Genomic DNA, 17,155 nt, shown 5'->3' on the forward strand with positions numbered 1-17,155 from the left:
ATCCCGCCGCCGTTGCGGCTTCTTCTTGTAACGGCGGATTAATTACGCTCGGTTAGACTGGGGGAAAGCGCGGCAACAACCGCCGGGGGATTTTGCTGACCATGTGGATCGTGGTTGTTCTCGTGCTGATCGTCGTCGGCTACGGCGTCTATCTTTACAATCGACTCGTCGCGACGCGGCAGATGAGCGAGGAGGCCTGGAGCGGCATCGACGTCCAGCTGAAGCGCCGCTCCGACCTCGTTCCGAACCTCGTCTCCACCGTCAAGGGCTATGCCGCCCACGAGACCGGCACGTTCGATGCCGTGACGAGGCTCCGGGCCGCGGCGGCCGCCGTGCCGGCGGGCGATGTCGAGGGCAGGGCAAGGGCGGAATCGGCGCTCTCGGCGGCGCTCGGCCGGCTCCTCGCCGTGGCCGAGGCCTATCCGGACCTGAAGGCGAGCGCGAACTTCCTGCAGCTCCAGACGGAGCTCGCGACGATCGAGAACGACATCCAGATGGCGCGCCGCTACTACAACGGCGCGGTGCGGAACCTCAACACGATGGTCGAGACCGTCCCGAGCAATTTCGTGGCGAACGCCTTCGGCTTCGCCCGTCGCGACTATTTCGAAATCGAGGATGCGGGCGAGCGCGCGGTGCCGGCGGTCGCCTTCTGAGCGAGGGGCGGCGGCGGTGAGAATTCTCGCAGCACTCCTCCTCGGCTGCGTGCTGGCGCTCTCCGGCGCCGGCGGGGCGCGCGCCGCCGAGCAGATCGAGCGCTTCGACAGCCGGATCGTGATCGCGCAGGACGGCACGCTCACGGTCACCGAGCGCATCCGGGTGCGCGCCGAGCACCGCGACATCCGCCACGGCCTCTACCGCGATTTCCCGATCTTCTTCCGCGACGAGGCGGGACGGCGGCACGAAGTGCCGTTCAAGGTCCTCTCCGTCAGGCGGGACAACCGGCCGGAACCCTTCTGGACCGAGCGGCACGCCAATTTCGTCCGCATCTATGCCGGCGACAAGGGGACCGAGCTGAGGCCGGGCGCCTATGTCTACACGTTCAGCTACGAGACGGCCCGGCAGTTCCGCTGGTTCGGCGGCGGGCCGGAACTCGACTGGAACGTGACCGGCAATTTCTGGCGCTTCCCGATCGCTAAGGCCACGGTGCGGATCAAGGCGCCGGGCGGCGCCCGGCCGACGCGCTGGACCGCCTATACCGGTCCGCTTCGCGCCCGCGGCACCGCCTTCGAGGGCGCGATCGGAACGGACGGCGTGCTCGGCGTGGAGACGACCGGGCGGCTCGCGCCGGGGGAGGGGCTCACAATCGTAGCGGAATATCCGCCGGGCACCGTGACGGAGCCGACGCGGCAGGACCGCGCCTGGTACGCGATCCTCGACAACCGAGCCTGGCTCGCAGGCGGTCTCGGCTTCGCGCTCGTGCTCGCCTATTACGTGACGGCCTGGCGCGCGGTCGGCCGCGATCCGGAGGGCGGGCTCATCATCCCGCGCTTCGCGCCGCCGGAGGGCGTGTCGCCGGCGCTCGCGAACTACATCCGCAACTGGGGCTTCTCGGAAGCGGGCTGGCGCGCCTTCACCGCCGCCGCGCTGTCGCTCGCGGTGCGCGGCCTCGTCCTCTTCGACCAGAACGGCAAGGAGCTGACCCTCAGGCGGACGGCGAAGGCGGTGCCGCCGCGCTTCGATGCGCTGCCGCCCGGCGAGCGCGCGATCCTCAACTGGGTGGAGCGCGAGGGCGGCTCCGGCCGGATCACGCGCGAGAACGGCAAGGCCGTCGCGGAGGCGGCGAAGACCTTCCGCCGCACCATCCACGCGGAGAACCGGGACCGCTTCTTCCGCCACAATTATCTCTTCTTCGGGATCGGCGCCGGCCTGACCGGGGCGGCGATCCTTCTGACCTCCTGGCTCGGCGGCATCGCGTTCGCGGACTTCCTTCCCCTCGCGCCGTTCCTGTTCCTGGCGGTCGGGATCGGCTTCGGGCTGGCGCCTGCGATCCGCCGCCTCCTCGGCGCCGCGTCCACGCCGGTTCTCCTGCGCTCCGCGCTCGGGCTGACGGCGTTCGTCACCATCCTCATCCTCGAGACCGCGAAGATGCTCGGTGCCCGCGACGGCGGCTGGGACGGGTTCGTCGGCGCGGTCGCGGGCGTGCTCGCGGACCACCCGGAGCCCTTCGCGCTCTTCGTCGGCTTCGCGCTCGTGAACGGCCTCTTCGTCTATCTCCTGCGCGCCCCGACGGTCGACGGCCGCGCCGTGATGGACGAGCTCGAGGGCTTTCGCCTCTATCTCACCACCGCCGAGACGCCGCGGCTCGACATGCATCCGCCGGTGATCGACCAGGAGCGGTTCGAGGCGCTCCTGCCCTATGCGGTCGCGCTCGACGCGGAAAGACCCTGGACGGCGGCGTTCGAGAGCGCCCTCCGGCGCGCCCATCCGGGCGAGGATCCGGTCGGCAGCTACCGGCCCGACTGGCGCTATGGCGGCGGCTGGTCGGGCCGCGACCTCCCGCGCGCCGTCTCCGCCTCGATCGCCGCGGCGACGGCGAGCTTCGCGGCCGCCATGCCGAGCACATCCTCCTCCGGCTTCGGCGGCGGCGGAGGCTCCGGGGGCGGCGGAGGCGGCGGCGGGGGCGGCGGCTGGTAGGGCTTCCCGCAGCGGCCGGGTGACATCGCCCGTGCGCCTTGCTAGGCAGGCCGCGCCCGCATCCGGGCTGAGCCACAAGAACGCGCGAAGAAATGCCCGACCTCCTGCTCGAACTCTTCTCCGAGGAGATTCCGGCCCGCATGCAGAGCCAGGCCGCCGAGGACCTCCGGCGGCTGGTGACCGGCCGCATGGTGGAGGCCGGCCTCACCTACGAGGGCGCCAAGGCCTTCGCCACGCCGCGCCGGCTCGCGCTCACCGTGCACGGCGTGACCGTGCGCTCCGCCGACATCCGCGAGGAGCGCAAGGGCCCGCGCGTCGGCGCGCCGGAGAAGGCGGTCGAGGGCTTCCTGCGCGCCGCCGGGCTCGCCTCCATCGACGAGGCGACGATCCAGTCCGATCCGAAGAAGGGCGACTTCTACGTCGCGATCGTCGAGAAGCCGGGCCGGCCGGCCGAGGCGATCATCGCCGAGATCGTGCCGGAGGTCATCCGCTCCTTCCCCTGGCCGAAATCGATGCGCTGGGGCGCGCGCTCCGCGCCGCAGGGCACGCCGTTCTCGCCGCCGGAGGCGGAGGGCACGGCGAGCCTGCGCTGGGTGCGTCCGCTCCGCGCGATCCTCTGCACCTTCGGTCCGGAGACCGAGGAGCCGGCCGTCATCCCGGTCGAGATTGCCGGGATCGCGGCCGGGAACGTCACCTACGGCCACCGCTTCATGACCGACGGCGCGCCGATCCGGGTCCGCCGCTTCGACGACTACGTGCCCGCCCTCGAAGCCGCGAAGGTCGTGCTCGATCCGGAGCGCCGCAAGGCGATCATCGAGACGGAGGCGACGAGCCTCGCCTTCGCGCAAGGGCTCGAAGTGGTCGAGGATCCGGGCCTCCTCGACGAGGTCGCGGGCCTCGTCGAATGGCCGGTCGTGCTGATGGGCCGCTTCGACGAGCGCTTCCTCGCGATCCCCGACGAGGTGATCCGGCTCACGATCCGCGCCAACCAGAAATGCTTCGTCGTGCGCGATCCCGCCACCGGCGCGCTCACCAGCCGCTTCCTGCTCGTCGCCAACATCGAGGCCTCCGACGGCGGCAGGGCGATCGTCGCCGGCAACGAGCGCGTCATCGCCGCCCGGCTCTCCGATGCGCGCTTCTTCTGGGAGCAGGACCAGAAGGTCAGGCTGGAAGACTGGGCGAAGAAGCTCGAAAGCGTCACCTTCCACGAGAAGCTCGGCAGCCAGGCCGAGCGGGTGGAGCGCATCGCCCGGCTCGCGCGCGAGCTCGCGCCGGCGCTCGGCGCCGATCCCGATGCGGCCGAGCGCGCCGCGCGCCTCGCCAAGGCGGACCTGCCGACCGCGATGGTCGGCGAGTTCCCGGAGCTGCAGGGCGTGATGGGCCGGTACTATGCGCTCGCGCAGGGCGAAGCGCCGGAGATCGCGAACGCGATCCGCGACCATTACAAGCCGCAGGGGCCGGGCGACCTCGTGCCGGCCGAGCCGGTCGCGATCGCCGTCGCGCTCGCCGACAAGCTCGACACGCTGGTCGGCTTCTGGGCGATCGACGAGAAGCCGACGGGCTCGAAGGACCCTTACGCGCTCCGCCGCGCCGCGCTCGGCGTGATCCGGCTGGTGTTGGGGAACGAGCTGCGCCTGAGGCTGATGGATATCGCCATTGCGAGCTATGACCAACTCGCCCATTCGCTCGAAGGAAGAGCCAACGTCTGGGCCTACCTTCGCGACGGAGCCGAGGGCTACGACTGCGTGGAGGTTGCTCGAGGTTATCGTGCGAACCTAGCTTACTGGGACACTGCCGTTCTCGCGCACGTAGATGACCCAGATGTCCAGGTCCGCAACAAGCGATTCAATTTTGACGGACGCGAGATCATCGTGCCGCGATTTGCTGCACGCGCGCGGGTTGCGCTGGACCTCCTCGCCTTCTTCGCCGACCGCCTCAAGGTCCATCTCCGCGAGGAGGGCGCGCGGCACGATTTGATCGACGCGGTATTCGCGCTCGCCCGTGAGACGGGGAGCGCCGAAGGCGCGGGCGAGAAGGCCGGAGAGCCGCAGGACGACCTGCTGATGATCGTCCGCCGGGTCGAGGCGCTCGGCCGCTTCCTGGAGACGGATGACGGCGCGAACCTCCTCACCGGCTATCGCCGCGCGGCGAACATCCTGCGCGCCGAGGAGCGGAAGGACGGCGAGGGCGCCTTCGACGGTCCCCCCGACCACCATCTGATCGAGGAGAGGGGCGAGCCCGAGGAGCGGGCGCTCCTCCACGTCATGGAGGCCGCCGAGCGCCACGCCCGCGCGCATGTCGAAGCGGAGGATTTCGAGGGCGCCATGAAGGCGCTCGCCGAGCTCCGCCCCGCCGTCGACGCCTTCTTCGACAAGGTGACGGTCAATGCCGAGGACCCGGCGCTGCGGGCGAACCGCCTGAGGCTCCTCAACCGCCTGCGCCGGGCGACGCTCGCCGTCGCGGACTTCTCGCGGATCGCGGGGTGAGGGGGGGCCTCGCGCCCGCCGGACCGGGCGGGCTCGGGGCTCTTGCAAATCGGCGCGGGCAATGTCCCGATAGCGAGGCGGCCCGGCTGCGGACCGCGGATGCGCAGGTGAGGACGTCCGCCGCCGTGACGGGACGGGAAAGGCCGCGGGAAGAATGATGGAAGCCGAAGGCACGGCCGGGGGCGGCCGCCCATGACGAGCGCCCCGGTTGCGGAGCCAGGCGCGGCGATCGGCTACCGGGCGCGCGCCGGCTGGCCGCGGCGTCTCGCGGCCGGGCAGGCCGTGCCGGTGCTCGTCGTCTGTCTCGGCATCCTTGCGATCTGGTACGTCGCGGCCGTCGCGCTCAACGCACCGTTCCAGCGCGACGCCTTCGCCCGCGCCAAGGCGTCGCCCACCACGCTCGAATTCGTCGCCGCGACGCTTGCGCAGGACCGCCCCGTGCTGCCCTCGCCGCACCAGGTCGCCGAGGAGCTCTGGAAGACGACGGTCACCGTCCGGCCGAGCTCCAAGCGCAGCCTCGTCTATCACGGCTGGGTGACGCTCTCCTCGACGCTTCTCGGCTTCCTGATGGGGACGCTGCTCGGCGTCGCACTCGCCGTCGCGATCCTCCATTCCCGCACCCTCGACAAGAGCCTGATGCCCTGGATCGTGGCCTCGCAGACGATCCCGATCCTGGCGATCGCCCCGATGGTGATCGTGGTGCTGAACGCGGTCGGCATCACCGGCCTGGTGCCGAAGGCCGCGATCTCCACCTATCTCTCCTTCTTCCCGGTGACGGTCGGGATGGTGAAGGGCCTGCGCTCGCCGGAGCCGATCCATCTCGATCTCATGCGGACCTACAGCGCAAGCCGCGCGCAGCTCTTCTGGAAGCTGCGCTGGCCTGCCTCCGTGCCCTTCCTCTTCACCTCCATGAAGGTGGCGGTGGCGGCGAGCCTCGTCGGGGCGATCGTCGGCGAGATGCCGACCGGGGCGGTCGCCGGCCTCGGCGCGCGGCTGCTCTCCGGCTCCTATTACGGCCAGACGGTGCAGATCTGGGCGGCGCTCCTCGCCGCGGCGCTGCTCGCATCCGTGCTCGTCGCGATCGTCGGGCTCGCCGACCGCATCGTCCGCCGCCGCATGGGGGCGCCGGCATGACCCGCCGCTCCCCGGTGCTCGCCGGCGCGGTCGCCTTCGCGCTCGCCGCGCTCCTCCTGATGGCGATGGGCGGCGAGCTGATGACGCCGATGCTGCCGGTGGCCGCGCTGGCGCTTGCCGCGGCGGGGCTCGCGGCGATGCGGCTTCCGGCCTGGCGCGGCTGGCTCATGGGCCTTGGCGCGCATGGCGCCGCCTTCGCGCTCCTTTCCGCGCTGCCGCTCCTCGCCGGGCATCTCGGCGCGGCCTTCTGGGCCCTGGTGATCGCCGCCTGGCTCGGCGCCTGGAGCTTCGCCGAAGCATTGTCGGGGGCGCGTCTGCGGAGCGGGATGGGGCGCAGGGCGCTCGATCTCGCGGTCCCGCTCGTCTTCGGCGCCTGGATCTTGATCCTCTGGGAAATCCTCGTCCGCGGCCTCGGCGTGCCGGCGGTGCTGCTGCCGCCGCCCTCGGCGATCTGGCTGCGGCTCGCCGGCTCGCTGCCCACCCTCGCCGCCGATTTCCGGCAGACCTTCCTGAAGGCGGTCCTCGTCGGCTACGCGATCGGCTGCGGCGCGGGCTTCCTGGCGGCGATCCTGGTCGACCGCGTGCCCTTTCTCCGGCGCGGCCTGCTCCCGGTCGGCAATCTCGTCAGCGCGCTGCCGATCGTGGGCGTCGCGCCGATCATGGTCATGTGGTTCGGCTTCGACTGGCCGTCCAAGGCGGCCGTGGTCGTCATCATGACCTTCTTCCCGATGCTGGTGAACACGGTCGCGGGCCTCGCCGCCGCGAGCGCCATGGAGCGCGACCTCATGCGCACCTACGCCGCCGGCTACTGGCAGGCGCTCGCCAAGCTCAGGCTGCCGGCTGCCCTGCCTTTCATCTTCAATGCCCTAAAGATCAACTCGACGCTCGCGCTGATCGGAGCCATCGTGGCGGAGTTCTTCGGAACGCCGATCGTCGGCATGGGCTTCAGGATCTCGACCGAGGTCGGGCGCATGAACATCGACATGGTCTGGGCGGAGATCGCGGTCGCGGCGCTTGCCGGTTCGGCCTTCTATGCCCTGGTGAGCGCGCTCGAGCGTGTCCTCACCTTCTGGCACCCGTCCTACCGGACGTGAAATGGGGAGAGGAGAGTGACATGAAGAGGGTACTCGCGGGCGCCGCGCTCGTCGCCGCGCTGACGGCCTCGTCGGCCTTCGCGGCCGACAAGGTGGTGCTGCAGCTGAAATGGGTCACGCAGGGCCAGTTCGCCGGCTACTACGTCGCCGCCGACAAGGGCTATTACGAGGATGCCGGCCTCGACGTGGAGATCAAGCCGGGCGGCCCGGACACCGCGCCCGAGCAGGTGATTGCCGGCGGCGGGGCCGACGTGATCGTGGACTGGATGCCGGCCGCGCTCGCCGCGCGCGAGAAGGGGCTCCCGCTCGTCAACATCGCCCAGCCGTTCAAGAAGTCGGGCCTGGAGCTCACCTGCCGCAAGGAGACCGGCATCGCCGGGCCGGCCGACTTCAAGGGCAAGACGCTCGGCGTCTGGTTCTTCGGCAACGAATATCCGTTCCTCTCCTGGATGTCGAAGCTCGGCATCCCGACCGACGGCAGCCCGAACGGCGTCACTGTCATCAAGCAGGGCTTCAACGTCGATCCGCTGCTCCAGAAGCAGGCCGACTGCATCTCCACTATGACCTACAACGAATATTGGCAGGTCATCGATGCCGGCATCCCGGAGAGCGAGCTGGTCGTCTTCAAGTACGAGGACCAGGGCGCCGCGACGCTCGAGGACGGCCTCTACGTGCTCGAGGACAAGCTGAAGGACCCGGCCTTCGTCGACAAGATGGCGCGCTTCGTCGCGGCCTCGATGAAGGGCTGGCAGTACACCAAGGAGCATCCGGACGAGGCGGCGGAGATCGTGCTCGACAATGACGCGACCGGCGCCCAGACCGAGAAGCATCAGAAGCGGATGGTCGGCGAGATCGCGAAGCTTCTCGGCGACGACCCGGCGCTCGACGAGGGCGACTACCAGCGCACCGTCGACATCCTGCTCTCGGGCGGGTCGGACCCGGTCATCACCAAGAAGCCGGAAGGGGCGTTCACCCACGCGGTGACGGACAAGGCGAAGACGCTCTGAGGCTTCCTTCCGGCGCTTGCCGCCGGGCCTCCGCCGTCGCGGCGGAGGCCGGTCCGGGCCGCCTCGGGCCGGCCGCCGAGCGGTTTGGCCAGCCCGGCGGGCGGCGCTGCAAGGTGCTGGAATTCCGGGCCCTTCGGCCCCATCTGAGGGCGTCGCCGGCCTCATTGACAGAGCTCCGGCGAGGCCCTAACAGGGGCGCGCACCTGCCCAGGTGGCGGAATTGGTAGACGCGCAGGTTTCAGGTACCTGTGCCGCGAGGCGTGGAGGTTCGAGTCCTCTCCTGGGCACCATCCATTTTCTAAGCACCTCTCTTTATTGTCTTTTTCGCCCTGCTACCCGCACGTGGCATAAGGTGCGGGTGTTTTCGTTCGATCCAGGAGCGGCATTCTCCAGGGCACCGCGCACGCTGCCCTCGCCGCTCCCGCTGTCGTTGCCGGACTTGATCCGGCGATCCACGCTGCCGTCGCCACTCCCGCTGTCGTCGGCGCCGGACCTGATCCGGCGATCCACGCTGCCGTCGCCACTCCCTCCTGTCGTCATCGCCGGACTTGATCCGGCGATCCAGAGTGCGGCAGCCGCGGACCGGAGATCGATGGATGCCCGGGTCGAGCCCGGGCAGGACTCAGAGCAAGCAGCAGGTTCCCCGAACAGAACAAGCGGCCGGCCGGGACGGAACGAGCGGCGGGGCGTCGACCGGAGCAAGCCGCTGCGCGGCCGGGACAGAGCAAGCGGCAGCGCGCCGGGAGACGCGACCGCCGTGCGGATCGCCCGCCTTCCCACATGAACGCGCCGGACGGGCAGGTGCCGCAAATTCCCGTCCCGCTTGCGCCTTCCCGACGCCGAGCCGCCATTCCGGACGGGACGGCATATTCGGATTGACTCGCGGTGCACTTCCCCCGATTCTGCGGCCGCCTTGGTGCAGTGCAACATCGCGGGGCGGCGAGGCGGCGCCGATCCTCGCTCAGGTGCTCGGCAGCGGTTCGAAGTTCCGTCATATCCTTCTTCTCAGGACGAGAGGCCAGATGACCGAGAAGAACCTTCGACACAGGCTCGTGCAGGCCATCGTCTATGCCGACGAGCTTCCCTTCGTATACGTCCAGAATCCGAAGGTGGCCTGCACCACCATCAAGACCGCTCTGTGGGAATATGTGGACGCGGAGCGCGGCACCTCCACGTTCGGGGGCAGTCCTCACGCGCGGGCGGAAAGCCCGTTCGTGAACATATTGCGTAACGAGTACGATTTCGAGGCGTTTTCGGCCAAGCCGATCGTAACAATGGTTCGCAATCCTTACGCGCGAGCGGTTTCCGCATACGAAAACAAGATCGGCTATCTGCCCCGCCGGCTGGACCAGGTCTGGAATCGGTTCTGTGAGATTCATGCTGTCGACGCATCCTTGACGAAGGCGGAATTCGGGTTCGTTGACTTCCTGCGGACCCTGGCCACTGGCGTGGATCCGGCTGAGTTCGATCAGCACTTTCGGCCGCAGTCCATCGGACTGTTCTACGATTCCGTCGACTACACCTTCATTGGGCGGGTCGAAGAGGCCGATGCGACCTTCAAGTTCATGAACAGCCTCGGTCTTCGTGTCGAGAACAAGGTTCTTGGTGCGACCAAGAAGACCAAGCGAACGGAAGATTACTACGACGACGAGGCTGTCGAACTGGTGAAGTCGATCTATGCCGACGATTTCCGGCTGTTCGGCTATTCGACCGAGCTGAGCGAATTGCGGGAGTTCGGCGATTTCCTGCCGCCCGAGCGACCTGGCGAACTGATCGATCTGATCCGGGAGAGACGGAGTCCGACGGCGCCGCAGGCGGTCCGGTCGGAGCCCTCCCTCGGTCGGAGCGGAGCGGGGATTGCACGCTGACGGTCGCGCGGGACGGAGCGGATGGCGGGCGAACGGGATCCGGCGCGGTGACGGTGGTCCGCGCTCCCGCTTTCGGTGCGCGCGGCATGCCGCGCGAGCGCAGGCTGCTTTCCGTTTCGGCGACCCTCTGGTACGCCGCGGCTGCAGCGCGGTTCCGGCCGGCCGGAAGCGGACGGGGCGGATTCGCGCGTGCCGGCCTGCGCCGTCTCGGGCCGACTTCGGGGAATGAAGACTGAATGCCGAACCGAGAGAATGTCACGTCCCCGATCTCGCTGATGGGCTATGGCCGGTCGGGAACCTCCATGCTGGCGAGGGCGCTGGGGGCCCATCCCGAGATCGACATGGTCGGGGACACGACGAACCTGATCTTCACGATGCGGCGTGCATTCGACCAGATCGAGGGGATGACGCGGCTCGGCGCCGGGTCGCTCGCAGACGCCGCCTCCGAGCAGATCCGCAGGACGATAACCGAGCTCTTCCCGTCGGATCGGCCGGTCTGGGCCCAGCGGCCGATCGGCACGCCCCAGGTGACCTGGGAGTTTTCGACGCTCGGCCTCTTCATGGACTGGTACTGGTCCGCTTACGGCGCGATCTTCCCGGACGCCGTCTCGATATCCGTCGTCCGCCACCCGTTCGACGTCTATCTCAGCGCGAAGAGCTACTGGAACGCGGCGGACGCCGACATATGGCGGACCATGACGATCATGTACCGGCTGCTTGCGCATCGGAATGCGCGCATCCGGAAGTGCTTCATGTTCGAGGCACTCGTCGAGGACCCCGAGAGCGTCGTCGGCGAGATACTCGCCCTGGCCGGGCTCGAATTTCACCCGGCGATCCGCCCCGTGCTCGGCACGGTGCACGTGCCGAGCGGGCGCGCCGAGGTCGAAGGCCTTTCATACGAGGCGCGGAGGGAGTCGCGGTTCTCGTATGCCGATCTATGGCCGGAAGTCGCCGAGCTCAACTCACGGGGCGCCGCGGAGGCGCTCGAGTGCTACCGGCACGTGCTCGAGGCGTTCCAGCTCCGGACGGAGCCCGCACTGGCGGCGGTGTCGGACTGATGGTGCAGAACGGCGCCGCTGCGGAGCGGGGCGCGGCCGGGCAGAGACGAGGCAGAGTGGACCGAAAGGGGATCTTCGATGAAGGGTATCGTGCTTGCGGGTGGAAGCGGTACGCGTCTGCACCCGATTACGATGACGATCAGCAAGCAGATCCTTCCAGTCTACGACAAGCCGATGATCTACTATCCGCTGTCGACGCTGATGCTGGCAGGAATCCGCGACATCCTGATCATCTCGACGCCGCGGGACCTGCCGCTGTTCCAGGGGCTCCTCGGCGACGGCTCGAAATGGGGGGTGCGGCTCGATTATGCGGAGCAGCCGCGGCCGGAGGGACTGGCCCAGGCCTTCCTGATCGGTGAGCGCTTCATCGCCGGCGATTCCTGCGCGCTGGTCCTCGGCGACAACATCTACTACGGGCACGGCCTGTCCGCGATGCTGCGGGAGGCGGTCATGCGGCAGCAGGGAGCGACGGTGTTCGCCTACTGGGTGCGCGACCCCGAGCGCTACGGCGTGGTGGAGTTCGACGAGGCGTTCCGGGCGCTCTCGATCGAGGAGAAGCCGAAGGTGCCGCGTTCGAACTGGGCGGTCACGGGGCTCTATTTCTATGACAACCAGGTCGTGGACCTCGCCAAGGAGGTCCGGCCATCGGCCCGCGGCGAACTCGAGATCACCGACCTCAACGGACTCTATCTGCAGCAGGGCGCGCTCAACGTCGAGCGGCTCGGGCGCGGCTATGCCTGGCTCGACACGGGCACGCACGAATCCCTCCTGGAAGCCGGCGAGTTCGTGCGCGCGATCGAGCATCGGCAGGGGCTGAAGATCGCCTGCCTCGAGGAGGTTGCATACGAGATGGGCTTCATCGACGGCGAGCAGGTCGGCAGGCTCGCCCGCGAACTGGGCAAGTCGGCCTATGGGCAGTATCTCGCCGCATTCGCGGCACAGCTGCCCGTCCGCGGGGCCGCCGTCCGCGTCGCATGAGAGGCGGCGGACAATGCGGCTCCGCCATTCGCAGGTCGGAACGGGATCCGCAGAGTTCGCGGCGGGAGGAGGGGGATCGGCGGCGGCCGGACGCCCTCCCACGTTTCTGCGCCGCACCGGACCGGCATTGACACTGGTTGAGGCGGTGGCTATCGACCTTCAAAGAAATTTGGCGGTCCCGCCGCAATTTTCCTCGGTTTAATTGGACATGGGACGACATGCTGCCGAAGACTTCAGCTGAATTGCGGGCGATGATCGACCAGATGCGCGCCTCGGGCGAGCTTTGGGTATTTCAGCATATTCCGAAGACGGCAGGGAGTTCGATTGCAGCAGAGCTGTCTCGGAGCAATATCATCAGGTACAGGAACATTTATATTACCCCTGAGACATATCTTTCCGCGGCGCGCAAGACAGATCTTCTTGAGACGCAGATCGAGGTCACGTTCGGCGAGGTGGACCCGCAATCGCTCGACTGCGTGTCCGGGCACTTCATGCGCAGGCATGTCGAGACCATCGCGCGCCACCGGCCGGTGCGGCTGTTCACCTATGTGCGGGATCCCGTCGAGCGCATCATCTCGGAATATCGCTATTCCCTGACGCCGAAGCATCCGCCGCACGAGAAGTTCGCGGCCCAGTTTCCCACGATCTATGATTTCGTCGAGGCGCCGATCTCGCAGAACCTTCTTGCGAACTACATCTGTGCGGATCGCGACTCGTTCTCCGATCTCGATGAACGGCTCGCGGAGTTCGCCTTCGTCGGCACCTTGCGGCAATATCAGATGTCCTTCTTTCTGATGATGTCGTTCCTGGGCGATCCGAGGCTGCCAGCGGTCCACGAGCGCAAGACGGAGAGCACGGAGCAGAACCGGGTCGAAGTCACGCCGGAGCTTCAGGGCCTCATCAGGAAGCGGAACGAGGTCGACTACTGCATCTACCGGAAGGCGGTCGAAGACCTCAGGGCCAGCCGTGACGCCATCATGGGCCTGAGGCAATAGGGTCGGGGTCAACGCCGCGCGAGGTGGGCCATGGTGCAGTCGGACGGTCGAATCCTCGCCCTCTTGACTGAGTTCTTCGACGAAGGCTTCTACCGGCGGCAGCTCGGGCGGGCCGGCGCGGGCGAGGACGCCCTGTCGCACTATCTGGAGCGCGGCTGGCGGCTGGGGCTCGATCCGAGCGTCCGGTTCTCGACCTGGCATTATGTCCTCGACCATCCGGACGTGGCGGCCGCCGGGGTCAATCCGCTCCTCCACTACGTGACCGCCGGCCGCCACGCGAAGCGCCTGGTGCGGGACGCCGACGGCTTCGTGAACGCCGCCCTGGTCGAGATCGACGAGGGGACCGTCCGCACCTATTTCGACGACGCGTTCTATCGGGCCCAGCTCCCGCCGGGCGAAGGGCCGGCCGATGCCTGGCTGCACTTCCTTCAGGACGGATGGCGCAAGGGGCTCGATCCGTGCGCAGGATTCTCGACGGGACGCTATCTCGCCGGGCATCCCGACGTCAGGCGCGCCAGGATCAACCCGCTCCTCCACTACATCCTCTACGGGCTGGCTGAGGGGCGTGCGACCTGGCCGTCCGAAATCTCGGTCTTTTCCGGTCTGGAGCGCGTCAGGGAAGCCTTCGACGCGGAATTCTACACAAGCACCTACGGCCTCGCCGCCCGCGACGCGGCGAACCCGTTCATCCATTTCCTTAGCGAGGGCTGGCGGCTTGGCTTCGATCCGAGCCCCAACTTCTCGACCATCACCTATCTCGCGCGCTATCCCGACATCCGGAAGGGCGACATCAATCCGTTCGTGCATTTCATCCTGAACGGACGCGAGGAAGGGCGGATCGGAGGCCTCGCCGGCGCGACCCGCGCCGCGCTCGAGGAGGCGGTGGAGAAGGTCATCGCCTGCGGGAGCCCGCCCCGTTCCCTGGTCGGGGCGCGGACGGAAGACCGGCTCCGGCCGTCGGAGCCCGATTCCGATCTCGCGCTGCTCCGCCGCCGCCGCGACCGCTTCCTGATCGAGCGGCTCGGCAGGTTCGACGCCGGGATCTATCGCATGCAGGCGCGGGCGCACGGGATCGAGCTTGCCGAGGACGCGGACGCGCTCGACCACTACCTCCGGGTGGGGGAGGCGCTCGGGATGAAGCCCGACGGCCTCTTCGACACCGCCTTCTACCGCAAGCTCTACGGCCGGCGCTTCCGCGCCGGCTGCTCGGTCTACGCTCATTTCCTCCTGAACCGGCACCGCGATTTCGTCTTCGCCAATGTCGAGGATCTTCATTTCCGCGTGGCGCAGGTAAGGCAGTGCGCACTGTTCGATCCCGACCGCTACCGCGCTGCGCTCGGCCTCGACCCGGCCGTCGACGCGCATGTCCACTATGCCCTCTCGGGAAGCGTCAGCGAGGCTACGTTCGGGGACGAGTTCGACACCGGCTACTACGTCTCGCGCTATCCGGACATCGCCTATTCGGGGATGAACCCGCTGGTCCACTTCGAACGCTTCGGACGCAACGAGGGGCGGGCCGGCACCCCGGGACGGCCGTCGGTGGCGCCCGGCGAGAGCCCGGGCCCGGCAATGGAGGATTTTCCGGGCGAGAGCACGGGCATCGCGGTCGTCTCCCACGAGGCGAGCCGGACGGGGGCTCCGATCGTGGCGCTCAACCTTGCGCGCCAGCTCGCGAAGCGCCACAGGGTGGTCGCGATCAGCGGGGCCGACGGCCCTCTGGCGGAGGCCTTCCGCGAAGCGTCGGGGGCCTATGTCGACGGCTTCCTGTGGGGGGCCGCCGGCGGCGAGACGCTCCGCGAGGCGTACGGCGAGAGCCGGCCGCTCGCCTGCATCGTGAATTCGATCTGCAGCGATATCATGATCGACGTGGCGCACCGCGCCGGCGTCCCGGTCATCTCGCTCATCCATGAATTCGCGAGCTACGCCTATCCGGCGGGGACGGTCGCATCCGCGGTGCAGCGATCCGACGTGACGGTCTTCCCGGCGGAACTGGTGCGCGACAGCTACGTGGAGGAGTGCACGCGCTTGGGCCTCAAGGCCCGCAACGACAAGGTCGCCGTCTTCCCCCAGGGCAAGAACACGGCCGGCGCGGCCGCCGCCGGCGCCAACGCGGAGCTTTCCCGCCGCCTCGGAATCGTGCCGGGATGCAAGCTGCTGCTCGGCGCGGGGTCGGTCGAGTTCCGGAAGGGCGTCGACATCTTCATTCAGACGGCGGCGGAGATCAATCGGACCGCCCCGGGCGAGTGGCGGTTCGCCTGGATCGGGGGCGGATACCGGCCGGACACGGACAAGGTCTATTCCGTCTACCTCAAGGAACACGTGCAGCGTTCGGGGCTGACGGGCGTCTTCAGGTTCATGGAGCCGGTCCCGACCCTGGAGCCCGTGCTGGCGGCATCGACGGTGTTCTTCCTGTCCTCGCGTCTCGACCCGTTCCCGAACGTCGTGCTCGACGCCCTCGAATGCCGCGTTCCCGTCGTCTGCTTCGAGGGCGCGACCGGCGCGTCGGACCTCGCCAAGCAGTTCCCCTTCGCGGTGACCAGCGTCTCCCATCTTGACCCGGCGCCGGCGGCGCAGGCGATCATCCGGATCGGGCGCGAGATCGAGAGCGTGCGGGCCGCCTTCGCCGCGAGCTACGAGACGCTGCTCGAGACGATCTCGTTCGAATCCTACGCCCGGCGGGTCGAGAGCCTGATCTCGGTCGCGACGGCGAACATGCAGGCGGCGGAGGCGATCGCGGGCGAACTCGCGGAGCGGGACTTCGAGACGATCGCCGACCTCTGCGCGCTCTGCGCCGGATTCGGGTCCGATCTTGACCTCTACGATGTCGGCGAACTGGTCGAGACCCTGTCGGGCGTGCTTGCCGATCCGGATCTCGGCCCGCTGCTTGCGCGGTTCCGCGCCGAGGATTGCACGGATCCGCTCCGCCTCCCGGTGCCGACGGCCGATGCGTCCGGCTGGCCTTCGCCCGGCGAGGCGAGCGGCTACCGTGCCGCGCTCGAGATGGCGATCCTTGATCTCGGCGGGAACCAGCGCTCGATCCGCTGGCTGCTCGACCTGCTCGCCATCGAATCCTGCGCCATCCTCTCTCCGGGATCGGGAGCCGGGAGGGCATTCGGGCCCGGCGTGCGCAGCATCGATTCCGCCGATTTCCGCGGCGGCATGCAGGCGCTCGTCGAAGACACGGACCGGGAGTTCCTGTTCTACGCCTCCGATTTCGTGCCTTCGGCCGGGATTGATACGACGGTACTGCGCTCCTCCCGCCTCGGCTTCCCGACGCCGGCGGCGCTCGATACCGCGCTCGGCTACATGGGGGAGCATCCAGATTGCGCGGCGATCCTCATGCCGGCGCGCCTTCATCTGCCGCCGGCCGACCTCAGGGAGGCGCTCCGGCAGGACGGATGCGATCTCTCGCTCGCCGGCATGTCCGGCCTCATCCGCGTCTCGGTGCTGTCCGAATTCCTCGCCGATGCCGGCGGGGCGGACCCGGAGAATCCCGGCGACGGCATCCTCGATCAGGTCGGCCGGTTCGAACTGCGCTTCCTCGCGTTCTGCCGCGACCGCGGTTTCGCGATCGTAAGGCATCCCTGGTTCTGACAGCGGAGGCCTCGCCTCGCCGCGGCGGATGATCGATCGCATCCCGCCCCTGGCGCACGGTTAACGCCCGGCTGACGGGGAACTTCGATCTTTACACGACCCGCGTGTCCGGTGCACCTTCGGCGCGAGCTGATCGTGGCGTGGTCCGGCTTCCGGGGGCGGGCATGTTTCGCGGTGCGGAAGAGGGCCGCGCGGGCAGCGCGACGGCGGCGGGTGCCGGCTCGGAAGGCGGTCCTTCGCACCCGGCCGCACCGGGCGGCGGCGTTCCGCCCCGCCGGCATGGCCGGATCGGCGGGTCCGCCGCGGG

At 68.7% G+C, this 17,155-nt stretch carries 11 protein-coding genes and 1 tRNA gene; all 12 read left to right on the forward strand.

Annotated features, from left to right (window positions below; all coding sequences use genetic code 11):
• Positions 1 to 101: 101 nt before the first annotated feature.
• The 12 genes from E4O86_RS12835 (at position 102) to E4O86_RS12890 (ending at position 16,848) form a co-directional block, all read left to right on the forward strand.
• Positions 102 to 653, forward strand: a complete 552-nt coding sequence (locus tag E4O86_RS12835) for a LemA family protein (RefSeq protein ID WP_161140944.1) — start codon at positions 102 to 104, stop codon at positions 651 to 653.
• 16 nt (positions 654 to 669) lie between these two features.
• Positions 670 to 2,634: a DUF2207 family protein gene (locus tag E4O86_RS12840; RefSeq protein WP_161140945.1), complete on the forward strand. Its 1,965-nt coding sequence runs from the start codon at positions 670 to 672 to the stop codon at positions 2,632 to 2,634.
• Between the two features lie 92 nt (positions 2,635 to 2,726).
• Positions 2,727 to 5,120, forward strand: a complete 2,394-nt coding sequence (gene glyS / locus E4O86_RS12845) for a glycine--tRNA ligase subunit beta (RefSeq protein ID WP_161140946.1) — start codon at positions 2,727 to 2,729, stop codon at positions 5,118 to 5,120.
• 192 nt (positions 5,121 to 5,312) lie between these two features.
• Complete coding sequence (locus E4O86_RS12850; protein WP_161140947.1) at positions 5,313 to 6,254, forward strand: ABC transporter permease; 942 nt, start codon at positions 5,313 to 5,315, stop codon at positions 6,252 to 6,254.
• 59 nt (positions 6,255 to 6,313) lie between these two features.
• Positions 6,314 to 7,348 (forward strand): ABC transporter permease, encoded by a 1,035-nt coding sequence (locus E4O86_RS12855; protein ID WP_425500125.1) that lies wholly within the window; start codon positions 6,314 to 6,316, stop codon positions 7,346 to 7,348.
• Between the two features lie 20 nt (positions 7,349 to 7,368).
• Positions 7,369 to 8,355 (forward strand): ABC transporter substrate-binding protein, encoded by a 987-nt coding sequence (locus E4O86_RS12860; RefSeq protein ID WP_161140949.1) that lies wholly within the window; start codon positions 7,369 to 7,371, stop codon positions 8,353 to 8,355.
• 205 nt (positions 8,356 to 8,560) lie between these two features.
• A tRNA-Leu gene (locus E4O86_RS12865) sits at positions 8,561 to 8,645 on the forward strand.
• 732 nt (positions 8,646 to 9,377) lie between these two features.
• Positions 9,378 to 10,223, forward strand: a complete 846-nt coding sequence (locus E4O86_RS12870) for a sulfotransferase family 2 domain-containing protein (protein ID WP_161140950.1) — start codon at positions 9,378 to 9,380, stop codon at positions 10,221 to 10,223.
• Between the two features lie 236 nt (positions 10,224 to 10,459).
• On the forward strand, positions 10,460 to 11,281 hold the full coding sequence (locus tag E4O86_RS12875) for a sulfotransferase family protein (RefSeq protein ID WP_161140951.1): 822 nt from the start codon (positions 10,460 to 10,462) through the stop codon (positions 11,279 to 11,281).
• 78 nt (positions 11,282 to 11,359) lie between these two features.
• Complete coding sequence (gene rfbA, locus E4O86_RS12880; RefSeq protein WP_161140952.1) at positions 11,360 to 12,259, forward strand: glucose-1-phosphate thymidylyltransferase RfbA; 900 nt, start codon at positions 11,360 to 11,362, stop codon at positions 12,257 to 12,259.
• A 218-nt stretch (positions 12,260 to 12,477) separates the two neighbouring features.
• On the forward strand, positions 12,478 to 13,254 hold the full coding sequence (locus tag E4O86_RS12885) for a sulfotransferase family 2 domain-containing protein (protein ID WP_161140953.1): 777 nt from the start codon (positions 12,478 to 12,480) through the stop codon (positions 13,252 to 13,254).
• Between the two features lie 30 nt (positions 13,255 to 13,284).
• The gene (locus tag E4O86_RS12890) at positions 13,285 to 16,848 is read left to right on the forward strand and encodes a glycosyltransferase family 4 protein (RefSeq protein WP_161140954.1); all 3,564 of its coding nucleotides are present in this window, start codon (positions 13,285 to 13,287) and stop codon (positions 16,846 to 16,848) included.
• Positions 16,849 to 17,155: the final 307 nt, after the last annotated feature.

The organism is Propylenella binzhouense (assembly GCF_009866965.1).
Classification (GTDB): domain Bacteria; phylum Pseudomonadota; class Alphaproteobacteria; order Rhizobiales; family Afifellaceae; genus Propylenella; species Propylenella binzhouense.